The organism is Methylobacter psychrophilus, from assembly GCF_025583945.1.
GTDB lineage: Bacteria > Pseudomonadota > Gammaproteobacteria > Methylococcales > Methylomonadaceae > Methylobacter_C > Methylobacter_C psychrophilus.
In genome coordinates this window covers 114,402-127,349 of record NZ_JAOEGU010000001.1, presented here as the reverse complement: position 1 = coordinate 127,349, position 12,948 = coordinate 114,402, and the positions used below count along the sequence as shown (strand labels likewise).

The 12,948-nt window shown below is 41.9% G+C and carries 13 protein-coding genes; 7 read left to right on the top strand and 6 right to left on the bottom strand.

All coding sequences use genetic code 11. The features are described from left to right. Positions 1 to 467: 467 nt before the first annotated feature. From N7974_RS00470 to N7974_RS00450, 5 genes are all read right to left on the bottom strand, one after another. The gene (locus N7974_RS00470; RefSeq protein WP_262963748.1) at positions 468 to 887 is read right to left on the bottom strand and encodes a hypothetical protein; all 420 of its coding nucleotides are present in this window, start codon (positions 885 to 887) and stop codon (positions 468 to 470) included. A gap of 426 nt (positions 888 to 1,313) precedes the next feature. Further along, the gene (locus N7974_RS00465; RefSeq protein WP_262963747.1) at positions 1,314 to 3,830 is read right to left on the bottom strand and encodes a DUF3987 domain-containing protein; all 2,517 of its coding nucleotides are present in this window, start codon (positions 3,828 to 3,830) and stop codon (positions 1,314 to 1,316) included. Next, on the bottom strand, positions 3,827 to 4,093 hold the full coding sequence (locus N7974_RS00460; RefSeq protein WP_262963746.1) for a hypothetical protein: 267 nt from the start codon (positions 4,091 to 4,093) through the stop codon (positions 3,827 to 3,829). The genes N7974_RS00465 and N7974_RS00460 overlap by 4 nt, the downstream gene beginning before the upstream one ends. A gap of 136 nt (positions 4,094 to 4,229) precedes the next feature. Then, positions 4,230 to 4,832: a hypothetical protein gene (locus N7974_RS00455; protein WP_262963745.1), complete on the bottom strand. Its 603-nt coding sequence runs from the start codon at positions 4,830 to 4,832 to the stop codon at positions 4,230 to 4,232. Then, complete coding sequence (locus N7974_RS00450) at positions 4,832 to 5,941, bottom strand: tyrosine-type recombinase/integrase (RefSeq protein ID WP_262963744.1); 1,110 nt, start codon at positions 5,939 to 5,941, stop codon at positions 4,832 to 4,834. The genes N7974_RS00455 and N7974_RS00450 overlap by 1 nt, the downstream gene beginning before the upstream one ends. Positions 5,942 to 6,582: 641 nt before the next feature. On the opposite strand from N7974_RS00450, the gene N7974_RS00445 reads away from it, so the two are divergent. The 7 genes from N7974_RS00445 (at position 6,583) to N7974_RS00415 (ending at position 10,458) form a co-directional block, all read left to right on the top strand. Further along, a complete protein-coding gene (locus tag N7974_RS00445) occupies positions 6,583 to 7,266 on the top strand; it encodes an aldose epimerase family protein (RefSeq protein WP_262963743.1) in 684 nt (227 codons plus the stop codon). Positions 7,267 to 7,282: 16 nt separating this feature from the next. Then, positions 7,283 to 7,675, top strand: a complete 393-nt coding sequence (locus N7974_RS00440) for a hypothetical protein (RefSeq protein WP_262963742.1) — start codon at positions 7,283 to 7,285, stop codon at positions 7,673 to 7,675. Between the two features lie 24 nt (positions 7,676 to 7,699). After that, on the top strand, positions 7,700 to 8,080 hold the full coding sequence (locus N7974_RS00435) for a hypothetical protein (protein ID WP_243221213.1): 381 nt from the start codon (positions 7,700 to 7,702) through the stop codon (positions 8,078 to 8,080). Between the two features lie 29 nt (positions 8,081 to 8,109). Then, positions 8,110 to 8,616, top strand: coding sequence for a hypothetical protein (locus N7974_RS00430; protein ID WP_262963741.1), 507 nt, complete (start codon positions 8,110 to 8,112; stop codon positions 8,614 to 8,616). Between the two features lie 4 nt (positions 8,617 to 8,620). Next, positions 8,621 to 9,082: a hypothetical protein gene (locus N7974_RS00425; RefSeq protein ID WP_262963740.1), complete on the top strand. Its 462-nt coding sequence runs from the start codon at positions 8,621 to 8,623 to the stop codon at positions 9,080 to 9,082. 58 nt (positions 9,083 to 9,140) lie between these two features. Next, on the top strand, positions 9,141 to 10,013 hold the full coding sequence (locus tag N7974_RS00420) for a DUF1186 domain-containing protein (RefSeq protein ID WP_262963739.1): 873 nt from the start codon (positions 9,141 to 9,143) through the stop codon (positions 10,011 to 10,013). Between the two features lie 76 nt (positions 10,014 to 10,089). Then, entirely contained in the window at positions 10,090 to 10,458 is a 369-nt protein-coding gene (locus N7974_RS00415) for a DUF5522 domain-containing protein (RefSeq protein ID WP_243221209.1), read from the top strand. A gap of 671 nt (positions 10,459 to 11,129) precedes the next feature. Here the strand turns inward: N7974_RS00415 and N7974_RS00410 are convergent. Further along, a complete protein-coding gene (locus N7974_RS00410; protein ID WP_262963738.1) occupies positions 11,130 to 12,578 on the bottom strand; it encodes a TIGR03032 family protein in 1,449 nt (482 codons plus the stop codon). Positions 12,579 to 12,948: the final 370 nt, after the last annotated feature.

Sequence of the window (12,948 nt, the reverse complement as noted above, 5' to 3'; positions counted from 1 at the left end):
CACCCCACCCCGTCATTTCCGGTTTTCATATAGATAAACCTTACAATCTATTTCAGTCTCCCGACGACGACCTCACAGAACACCCCCCGCCTATGTAAATGAATGTAAAGCTACTGGAAATTTTTATAATTTTCCGGTCGCTTTGTAAAACCTGCTATACAGGAAACACCCCCGCCTCGATTATTCAGGGACTCCGATATTAAAAATTTTTCATTACAATTTTACTGGCATGAAAAAACAGCATTTAGGTGGGCGGGGTTTACTTTGCGCCTAATGCAGTTAGTACAGTTAGTACGGTTAGTACAGTTAGAGCAGTACAAATATAAGCATTTACTAAAATACCTGTGACTTGCTCCAACTGCATAAATCAGTCATTGATTTTGTGCTGGGGTATGGAGTTGCATGGCTTTTGTATTATCGTGTCGCTACGGTGATTTTTATAGCCTTTAGTTATTGGTTATTCATAATCAATCCGTTATAGGCTTCGATTTCTTTCTGAGATAGTCTTTTACTATTTTTAGTCCCACTTTCTGCATTTCTTTCTTTGGATTTAATGGCTTTGTAAGTAAAACTTCCATCTGAGCATTAAGAACCTTCGAGGCAATATCAGTTTCTGGCAGGTGCATAATCGGGCTATCCGATAACGCTAACTTTGTTAACTCGCGAAGATTCTTGTTCTCTGCCGGTCTTGCTTTACGCGCGGCTCTTGTCTCCTTACCATGCTTATAAAAATGGCAGTCCTTACCCGAAATAATTTTTCTGTGCGCGCCGTGAAACCTACAAATATTCATACCGTAGGCGGCAAGATTAAGACAGCGTTGCTTCGTGTGCTTTGCCATTGCGCTACACTGAGTTGCTGTATGATTCTCTATATTTTTTAATGGCATTTTGTAACCTCTCTAAACAATAGGCGTAAGGCATGTAGCAAAATTTAAAGCTATTAGACAATGCACTTGCCTCAAATAAGATTGCTGTTTCTAAGTAAAAATATGTAGTCTTGCCGGTGATAGCTAACTTTATTTTCTCTTGTAAATAAGACATAAATAACAAATGTTATTGGTATGAATAACACCGGAAGGCCATGTCGTTCGTGGCATGCGGCGGATTTGTTATCATGTTATTGATGTTATTGGTACTCTACCCCCCCCTCACATAAATATGCCTAATTAAGTAGTCTTTTTGCTGTCTGTCTGTTCCTCTCTATGTATATATAAAATAAAAACAAATAAATGAATAACATTTTTATATATAGCACTACAGCCGTGGGCTGCGCTGTTATTCATGCCAATAACAAATGAATAACAGCAATAGCATTACTGTGCTGGCTCATACAGGGTTAGTTTGTCCCGAACTATGCGTGCAAGGACTTTCTGTTTCACCATATCGTCTAGTGTCGCCCTGATTAGGTTGGATTTGTTACCTTGAAAATCTCTAAAGGGAATCTTCTGCGATTTTGACATAATGATGTTTCTTTCAGTTCGTGGCTTACGGTCGTTTTCGAATAAAGACAGAATTGATGTGAACTCAGCCCTTACGCCAATAATCCCTTTATCTTTGCAGAGGTTTAAATTAGCCTCCAAAAGCTGGCTAACGATATCAATAGCAGCACGAACATGTTTGTCTGCTATTTCAGGGATAGTAGTCCCACCATCAAGTAAATGAAGAATGGCCGCTACTTTCATTACCTGAATATCGAACTTTCCCGCCGCCCCTCTTAAAGATAAATGTGCATACTTGCCACCATCAGCAAGATGAGGCTCAATGAGGTTTTTATGATCGTTGATTTTTGAGAAGCCGGTCATACTAATTCTAAGGACATCTAAACCCTTAAAGGTTTTTGGTGCCTCAAAAATCTCTTTTATAAAATTACAGGCTACTGCATATTCTTGAAGCAAAGCGACGTTACGAGCAACTGATTTAGTATGATCTCTAACCCCCAAGCTATGCGGCTCTGCCAGCATCAGGAAACGCTCTGCCAAACCTGTTCCATTTGAGGCACTTAAAACTTTTTCGATTGAGCCGGTTTGAGCAAAACAGACAACCGCCCCAATAACATGCCCACAATAGCCTTCTCTAGTAACCCTTTGGCAGTTTACATACCCACCATCAAAGCCATTGAGTACTACATCGTTATTATTACTGCTAGTTTCGGGTTTGTATGAACGACCTAACAGTGAATCAAATAAGCCTTGTTCACTGGACACCGCACTAAAGAAGCCATTGGTAGAGACTAGCGTTTTTTCCAGTCCTTCAGGCGTTGCGTTGCTTACAAACAGGCCAATCTGAAGCCGTTTGGCTGTAGTTTTTAGATCGTCGTATTCATCTTTTTCTTGTGGTAATAGCTTCTCCTTATTGGTCAGCACTTTTAATCTAAAAAATACTTTGTCTGCTATAGTTCTCAAAATTTCTGTAAAAGGGGCTTGATATTTCCTCAAATCCCACGTTTTACCAGCTCCAGAGGGCTGTTCAGCGGCTACGTATAAGGAAATAGGCAGTCGAGTGTGGTCTTGATACCTGACGACCCACTTACGCGAGGCCATAGCACTATAAACCCCTAAGCCTGTAAGGAAAACGGTGTTTACAGGCAGGCAGGTTTCTGCGGCTGTTTGTATGCTAAACCGTTTTAACAAGTGGTTGTCATCAACTTCACGTAATAAATCAACATAGCAATATTTTTTATCACTGTCTAAAGTGTCATTAAACGTCGACAAGGGATTCCAAGTAAATGCTTGACCCTTACCTACAGTATCTTGGGTTTTCTCAGGTATAAAGCTACTTTTACCTGTTCCCAATTTTGGTTTAACTTTATTGGTTTTTTCAGTTTTCTGATTAACAAACAAATCGCCGTTAACGGTTTCGGTGGGTAACGCTTCTATGGGCGTTGATTTACCGAACTCAATACCGTCTAAAATGCTTTGCCATTCGGTTTCTGAAGTCACCCCACCTTCGGCAATGGCATCACTGGTTAATTTTAACGCTGCCAGTGCATCTTCTTCGGGCAATAGACCACCAGCTACAAAACCACCAGCCAACCTTCCGGCCTCCAATCGCTTACCATGACGTTCACCTTGTTTGGCTTTTTTAAGTGAGTTCTGAATTTTGCCAATGCACTCATCGGCTGTGCTTTGAACAAAAGCATTTGAGGCTCTCAGTTTTTTAGGCTTTAAGATTACTGCTTTTGGTATCGGTTCCGGCAGTTGCTTAGGCTCCCATGCTCGCCAGTCGAAAACTTCTGCATCCCAGTTCACGAAAAGTTCAGGGTCATAAGAAACAAAGCAAAGCCTTCTAATATCTTTACAGGCCGCATCGACTTTGATTTTAATACCTAAACTCATCAGCATTTTAGCGGCGGCAGCGAATACTTTTTTATTGTCTGCATCACATTTAATAGTACCTCTAGCCAGTCGTAGTGCAAATTTAAGCCCGTTACCGGAAGGGCTTACAAAGCAAAAGAGACAGCATGATAGTTTTATAATCGCCTCACGCGTTGCGCCTAGAGCATCACCCAGCTTATCTACGTCGAATGAAGCATTATCTGCTGATTGTACAAAGGACGCGTTATCCACTTTCGGGTCAAACTTTCCGGCAAAAGCAAAAGCTGGGAGGTTTTGCTTGGCGTTGTCGTAGGAAACAGGTTGTCTATTACTATAAAATTTTCTTGCTGCTTCAACAGATACTTTAAACCTTCCGGTCTGGATGCTATCAAGTGCCTGCTCAAGTGTCACCAGCTTCGTCTTGTCCGGTTTGTAAAGGCAGGGTACAAATGTTATTTTGGTGTCTCCTGAATAGCTTTCGTCGACGCGGTTCGCTGCCGCGTTGGTGGCGATCACGCCGCCACCTTCTTGTTTTGGGATTCAACCCAAGCAAAAAACTTGCCTTCATCAATAAGAATTTTACGGCCAATTCTGATAATTGCGCCCGACTTCGCAAGGCCGTTCGTTTCCTCGTTGAAAATTAATGCTCGAAGGCCGCCTAGGGTGAGTGCACGGTGTTTTTTCTGGAACTGGTTGACCGTAAAATAAGCGTAAGCAAATGCTTCTTTTCCGGTTTGATTTGGTTGGGTGGTCGTGGTTGTTTCAAATGATTGTTTCATGTAATACCCCTGATTCGATAAAGTTAAGAATCGCGGCAAACTGTTATTGCTTGCGGCTTAACGCAAAGTAAAACAATTCAAGGGGTGGGCAGTAAAGCAGGGCAAGTGGGCATTTTTACTGCCCACTTATAGAGAATTAACGGGTGGGCAGGTATCTTTCTTTGTTTTGAATACATATTACATTTTGTTTGCTGGCATCCTTCCATGCGTGGTCAAAACCACTGGCAGTGAATAATTTTACGTCCTTAAGGCACTCGTTTTTTATTTTTGCTTTGCCGGTATTAGGGATAGCCAATGGATTATAAGCAAGACCAATGGCGGTTTTACGGATAGCCTCTATTTGTGCGGGGCGTACCGATATTTTACCCACTGAAGCCTTAGGTTGTCTTGATACCACGTCAATCATCCCTTGTGGGATATTAAAAGTTTTAACGTCATCCTCGCCCTCCTTAAACTCCCGATAAACTAGCCAAGAGTCTGAATCCCCGACATCATAGCTGTTTAGTGCAGTAATCAGTTCAGGCATCGTATAGGTCGCTTGCCTGTTTGCCAAATATCCCGCCAGTAGTTTAATGGAATTAGACTTATCAGAGATAACAGCAGAAGTATTGTCGGGGTCAATCCTGTGCGCCAGCTTTGCCCCTTGCATGGGAGTCATACCCCCCTGCAAAGTGTTGTAGTAATCCCAAGCAATCGGTTCACCGTTTATTTTCCTTTCTGAAAATGTACTGTAGGCCATCACGCGCCGCCAATACGCTTATTCATTCGCTCAATCGCTGAACTGATATGGCTGTCTGATAAATGCGCGTATCTCTGCACCATATCCAAAGTTTTATGTCCCAATACTGCGGCAATATCAATCAAAGTAGCACCATCCTGTGCCAGATAACTAGCGGCTGTGTGCCTTAAGTCATGCCAACGAAAATTCACAATACCGGCTTTATCGAGTGCAGTTGTCCATGCTTTTTTTAACTCAATCGGTTTATGTGGGTGTGTTGGGCTTGGAAATACTAATTTGGTATCAAGTCGCCGTACCTTGCCAAGTTTCTGTACCTCTAAAAGAGCATTGCCTGATAAAGGTATGCGTCGACGAGTACCATTCTTGGTTTGATGCAATATGACGCAATTGTCAGCCAGATTGACCACGCCCCATGCTGTGTGGACTGGGGGCGCGTCGGGTTCGCTCCAATACAGGTTCATCGTTTCGGCTTGTCGCATCCCTGTAGATACTGCCAATATGAAAGCCGGATAAAGTAGATTATTAAGTGAATTCTTACAGGCGATAGTTAAACGCGCCAGCTCGTCATCATCCAAAAATCGAACTATACCGCGTGGTGGTTTTGGCAATTCAATAACGGCATCCTTTAGGGGGTTTGTTTCGAACCAATGCCATTCTAATTGACAGATTTTTAATACATGGTTGATTGAAAGAAAGTGCCGTTTGATAGTTGCGGCGGCAAGTGGCTTGCCCTTGTTGCCATGCGTAACCAAGGTATCTCGACAAGCCGCAAAATCTTTAACGGATAAATCGGCTAAACTGCAATAACCGATTTGAGACTTCCACCAGTTAAGTATGGGTACTCTTTTTTCTAGTTCGTGGGGTTTAAACTTGCTCGGGGCAATATCTGCTAAATAACGCTCGATTGCATCGCCTAAGGTATGTTTCTTTGCTTCGACTGTTTTGAAGTGTCGACCTTCCTTGATTGCCGCCTCGGTAACCGTCACCCATTTTTTGGCGTCCGTTATCCGTTGGAAGGTCGCCGTTTGTGCCGGATAACCTTTAAGCCGGATTTGTGCCGTGTAGTAAGGTTTGCCGTCTGCTGTTTCACGTTTTCTAATATTGGCCATGATTGTTCCTATAGGGTAACAACTGGCTTTCTGATATGATGCTTTGAGCCATTGCTTAACCTGAATTTAAGTTATTGGTAAGGCCTTGTTGGTGCTGATTACATCCTCAAGGCCGCTTTTTTTCTAGGGTTACAGTATACACCCACGTCACACTCACGACACAATTAACTATAAATAAGGGTATTAAATGGCAATAGATAATAACAAAAAATTATAATTAAGTTGTTGATTTTATTGCTATTGATTGTTGGGATTTATTATGGATTTTGCTATTATTCACCCTCCGAAGGCTGTGGTCGGTGGTTCGAATCCACTAGGGCGCACCACAAATTAAGTAATAAAAATAAGCGCTTACTTATCACAGACTGCGCTTTTTTTATGCCTGCTGAAAAATCACTTTCTTGATTTTGACGGTTTAATTTTTTCACACTGCCCTCCTGGTCAATATTGATTCAGGATTCGTGGACTCACACAACAACTCAACACACTTAGTTGATCTCTGACTATTTAAGTCGACATAAAGAATCAAAAGGTACGGCTTTCCGTCGGATCATTTTGCCAAGCATGATAACCAATGAGCCCTTAACTACTTATTTCCTATTATGATATTCAACGATACCGGCACCCTAATAAATTGGCAATTGAATGATATTAATATTGTCGAGCCACTGCATAGTAAAGAAAACGGTGGTTCTCGTGGTGGAGCATTCCTTTGTATACCTAATTTTGAGGCACTATCTCCGCCATTTAGTATTAAACACGGCGAATATAGAATAACTGCTTGCGATAATAAGCTGCCACACACAAAAAACCTTTCAGCTCCCGCCGAAAATAACTGGGGAAATGTTGAAGTTATTACCGATTGGGAAGAAATCGAAGCACTAAATAGTAAGACGCTTAAAGTAACCACAACCATCCGCGCATTATCAGACACGGCTTGGGTTCGACCAGGATTTCACCCCTACTTTTCGGTCACGCAAAACAGTTTTATTGAAATAGGGGTTACTCGGATAGACATAGCGTCACTGCCACACGACAGTATCCAAAAATATAAAGTAGCGTCGTTATCCGAAGAAGTCAAACTTACAACAGCCAATTACACCGTATCAATTAATTGCAACCTATCGCCGATAACTGAAAATCTCTCTATTGTGTTTGTTATCTGGAGTGATAAAAAACAGCAGTATATCTGTATAGAACCTGTTATCGGAAATCAACCGGCCCAAGACGGCTTGCCGACACCATTAACACTTGTTAAGAACGAAGAACTGGTCATGGTGTTTACGATATGCGCGACAAGAGCAGGTTTTGTGGATATATTATGATTAAATCCGTGTTATCTTGCAAAAAAAACAGGCATTAAGTTTTGTTGGAATGAAACAAATCAAGGAATTTAGTAAGATGAAATTAAAAGAAAAAGAGGTTGAAGTAGGGTACTTGTATTTAACCGGTGCCAATCAGTATCGTGCAGTGCTGGCGATGAAAGGTGAATTTATGATTTATGCGCCCGGTTTGGAAGGAAATGCACCATTAAATCTGACTCCTACAAAAATGCCGTTTGAAAACCAGCCATTCAAGAAGTGCCAAATCGTTACCTTTGCCAAAAAGGATTATCAAGCATTTGACTTTAATGGCACTGAAGCTATCAAACATAAATTGAATGAATTACAGTTGGCAGAAGTAACTGCGCAGTGCAATGCCAAGTCAGCTATTGCTACTCTGTTGGCAGAATAAAACCTATTAATCAATCTTAAGACCATGAAAACAACAGCAAAAGACCTAAAAATAGTATTAAAAAATGCTTTGCTCAATGACGGAAAAATGGAACAGGATCTATATGAATATGAGTTTGAAGAGTTATTGGACGAATTATTAGCAACCCTGATTAAAGATAAAGATGACTTCGTCTTTGCAATCACCACGCATAAAAATGATATAACGGACAAAGAGGATACGGCAATGGTTTTAATTGACGCATCCGGTAAAGCACATATCAATGAGTTGGCGAGGGATAAACTAAAGGAAGTGTGGGAAGGTGATTATGAGCGCAGGATGACAAAATTAATTCCCGACTTTGCCAAACAATTATATAAAGGCGATATTCCAATCAGTGGCATTAAAACTGTCTTGTCTGCTTAATTATAACAATGTTAAAAGGTAAATAACCAATGAACACGGAAGCAGAGTTAATAAACTCTTTAGACGAAGCTCAAGGCAAAAACCCTCTTGAATTTCCATTTGGATTTTATATTGAAGACGATCACCAGCAGAGTGCGGGTGGCAGTTTCTTTTGGTATAAGACTGAAAAAGAGATGCAACAAGCGATAAAGAATGATTTCATCAATGCGCTTTTTGATGGTGCCAGCGATGATATAGCAGCGGTCAAAACAGAAATTGCCAGCCTCATTGAACAATCGACACCCAATGTTGAGGGTGATGATTTACTGAATAGTCTGAATTTGGTTTTAAGAGAAATTGAATTACGACTCCAGTTTATGGGCTCTTTTGACGATCTCTGTAAAAGCAAAAATGAGTGGGCGAAGTATTTCCGAGAGTCCTACCGTGAAGAGTGTCTTGACGATATAGAGGATATTTCTTCAAAAAAACTACAAAGCTCAATCAAAAAAGCCGAGCAAGATGATTTTGCAGACTTTGTCTCTGATTATTTAATTTAGTGCCATGAACAAAATCTTGTTAATGCTCCTGTTACTCCCGTTAACATCAATGGCTGCCAATAAACCATGTTCAGGCAAAAAAGGCGCAATATCGCCTTGCGAAGATACTCAAGGGGTCGCCGGGCAATCTTCTGAGTATCAAAAGCTATTGGAACTTGCCGAACAGAATGCTACCCGCATAAAAGCACAATCAGATAAGAACGTTACGGTAATAAAAGCGCAGTCGGATAAAAACGTGACTGCAATTCAGGCGCAGTCAGAAAAGAATGCCACATCAATAAAAGCTCAGTACAAACAAGACCCTGCAAAAATCAAAACTCAACTCGACCTAAACAGGTTAAGTACCCAAGAAAAATTAGATCGTAATGCAGCGATTACTAAAGAACAACTTGAGCGCAATGCGGTAAGCACCCAATTACAGTTAAAAAAAAATACGGCAAGTGCCCATGTAAATGTACAGAAATAATCAGATCAAACATTGAATTTCTTTATCGCTAATCACCACGTTAAATAAACCCCATCATATGTTGACCATAGAACAAATAATTGCAAAATTAAACACAGATAATGATTCCATTTTTCCACGGGAAGCGTTGGAAGATGCTATTTTGCAACAGAGTGCGATCACTCCTTCGCTTTTAAGTATTATTGATGAAATTGCTGGTAACCCTCAATTTGTTGAAGATACGCCTGCTTTTATGTATGCACTCTATCTTCTTGCGCAATTTAGGGAAAAGAGGGCTTACCCAATCATTGTGCAATATTTTGGTCAGCTTGGACATGAAGATGAGGCATTATATCCAACAGGAGATATGGTTACAGAGGACTTGAATAGTATTTTGGCTTCAGTTTGCAATAGTGATCTTGGCTTAATAATGCAACTAATCGAAGATCAAGACGTTAATGAATATGTTCGTAGTGCTGCATTAGGTTCTTTGGTGATTCTCTATAATAATGATCAGATTTCACGAGGGGACTTGGTCAGTTATATTGAAACGCTACTTGATCATTGTCTTGAGCAGAAAGAAGATGCTTTTTTTGTCGCTAGTGTGGTGTGTAATTGCTGCGACATACATCCCGAAGAGCTCTATGATCAACTTGTTGCTTGCTTTGACCAAGAGCTTGTAGACGAGGATATTATTAACAAAGAGTATCTTGATAGGTACCTTGAAATTGACAAAGACAAAGCCTTGGCTAGATTAAAAGAAAATCGTCAATGCCGGTTAATAAACGATGTCATCACTGAAATGGAATGGTGGGCTTGTTTTCACCCGGATGCTAATTTAAAGCAAGATCTTGCGCCAGGATTTGAATATGCCAACCAGTCAAAAGTCGGTAGAAATGATCCGTGTCCGTGCGGCAGTGGTAAAAAGTATAAAAAATGTTGCCTGCATTAATTTATCATCCTTGTAAAAAGTTGTTGGGTTGCACAGCTTTTACAAATATCTGCTCAATACGTCTAAGGTCCGGTTCTTGAAAATTGAAGTAAGCCCACAAAATAAACTCTGCTCAACATGTGGCACTATTTTAATCTGTGGCGTTACTCAAACTGGAAAATCATGTTGGTGCGCAGCCTATCCAGCCATTATGGCCGTTGATTCTCAGCAGGATTGCCTTTGTGAAAATTGCTTAAGCAAAGCTATACAAGGAAAAATTATTGAGTTCATTAATAGATTAAGTCTGCAAGATGCAATTGCTGCAGCGCATAAGTATCGTGGCGATGGTAACTTAATCCAAGGTATTGACTATTTAAATGAGAACAATAAGATGGTCTTTACAAAATGGTATCACTTAAAACGTGGCTCATGCTGTGAGAATGCTTGTAAAAACTGCCCTTATTGAATAATTCTATCTGGTTGTAACAAAAATCAAATATTGTTTATGGCAACGATAACCTGTTAAGCCTTTTGAGTAGCTGTCCATTCATCTGCATTACTGGGAGGCTGTCCGAGAATAGGAACCGTAGCGAGGGAAAGCAATTTTGCGTCAGATTTTTTGATCATTTGAGGCAAATAGTTGTTCTATTAAACGAAAATGAGCGAAAAATATGGCCAAAATAGCTTTTTCGCAGTCGATTTTCTATTCTTGGACAGTCTCCTAAGGTGCACCACCCTATCTGACTTCCCCATTTGCATTATTAACTTTGTATCAAAGAGGCAAGCTGGATTAAAATAGTAATTTACCCGAAAGCTTCCAATAATTGTTGGTAAATTGCTTGAACGCGTTCAACATTGATTTCAACTGCAAAAGCTTTTAATGCCGCTAAACGTGCATTTTCACCTAAAGTGTCACACAAAACTGTCCGATACTATTGCTGGTTGAGCTGTTAAAAACAGGATTAATAATGTTATTGCTCGATAAGATGATGTGTGAGTTAAAGTCGGTCAGCCTTCCGCTCTTTGAAAGTAATGACTCGGTACTTATTAATTATTATTGTCAATCCGCATTGGTTTGAAAGCACTCAACCGATAACAAAAAACAATCTTCGAGGGACTGCCTTAAAAATATGCAGCTCATAAGCGACTTTTCAGTGCTTGCTGCAAGCACTGGGTTAAGGCAGTGGCAATACCCTGACGCCGATAGGCCGGCAATACAAACAGGGACAGCACTTCAATAGCGTATTTTTCGGGGCTGTCTTGCGGCACTTGCTCGGCAACGATAAAACCGATCATTTCTCCGTCTACAGAAGCCGATACGCCATGCAACTCGCCGCGTTGCGGGTGGGTTTGCCAGTGTTGTAGCAAGCTGGGAAAGGTTAAAGCCTCGTAGGGTGCCAGATTGTCGGGGGTCAGATGGTAAACCCGTTGATATTTAATCGGTGCGGCACTGCTTTGGGCCAACGGCGTTAAGCGCGGTAAGCCGGCAACCTGGATAACCGTGCCGATACCCGGACGCTTGACGGTAGGTTTGGTGGTTATAAGACCGCCGGAACCCGGAAAATTAATCAGACGGTCAATCGCTTCTTCTTTAAAGCCCAAGGTCGCGGGCCGCCGCACATCGGGTAATACCACCACGTCAAACAACTCTTCCACGACACCGGTAAACTCCAAACTGTGCACTACGGCACCGGTGTTTAAATCAATCACCTGCAAGCCACACTGTGGGGTTTGCCCCAACTCAGCCAAGCGCTGTTCCAAAACCAGGCCGCCAAAACTGGCTGAGCGCAATTTTGATAAACCCACCAGAGCGTAGTGACCAAAAAAGGCCAGACCGCGCACAAAGCCCGGGCAAAATGTCACCGAAATAAAGCGCTCGCCGTCCAGATAACCCAGCTCGCCGCTGCCGGAATTAAGCAGCCACAGCTTGCCCTTGTACCAACGTGGCGAGTGCGGCATGGACAAACCGGTAGCAATAATTTCATTACTGGGTATGTGCATGACAATGCCGCCGTGATGACGATGATGGCGCCAACCGGCGGCACTATCGGTACTACTGCAGGCCGTAGCATAGATCGGTTGGCCACCACGGAGCGCCAGGCCGTTTAGGTGGCAACGATCTTCGGAAGCCAGTTTGGTGATAAATGGTGGCCGCCAGAGCGGCTCAAAACTAAAGCCGGGGCGCAAAGCAGCCAGACAGCTAAAATCGGTGTTGATAAACAGCAGTTGGCCGTCTTTATCCAACACCACATCATGCACATTAAGGTCGCCAGTAGTGTACGACTGGCACGGGATGTACAGACGATCATTACCCTGCCAGCTTTCACCTTCGTCCAGACGATTTTCCAGCTGCCAGAGCTGATAGCGGGTGGCCATGTACAGACTGTTATCATGGGCATACAGCCCCATTGGTTTATCAAATAAACGCTCATTGACCGCCAACTGCCCATCCGGCTTGCAACCGAGCAAAAACAAACGGTTGGTTTGGTAAGTGGTAAAAGCCAAACTCAGCTTGTTGGTGTTTAACCATTGCCATAGACTTACTGAGGCTTGGAGAGTAATTACCGGTGGGATTGTTTCAGTCATGGCTACTTATTGAGGGTGTAAAAAATAAGCGGATACAAAATCGGCTTGTAAGCGGATGGTTTCTGTAAAAAAAGCATCGCTAATGCCAGATTGACATCCTGAACTTGCGGTTTACCATGTTCAAAGCAAGTCTTGGCAAGGCTGATTTGTGCGGCTTGCTTGGTTGGTTGTCATTAATTTGTTGGTCATTTTGAAAGAACACTATTTACTATTATTACTAAACAACAACGCACATGTACGAATGCAGGGGTCACTAACATAAAAAATACAGGGACAATAAAATATTTTATTAGTGCTTATAGATTGGGCAACCCTATAAATGTTCATTTGGGGAGTTGTTTTTACTGTTGCCTTTGTGGCGGTTTACTAC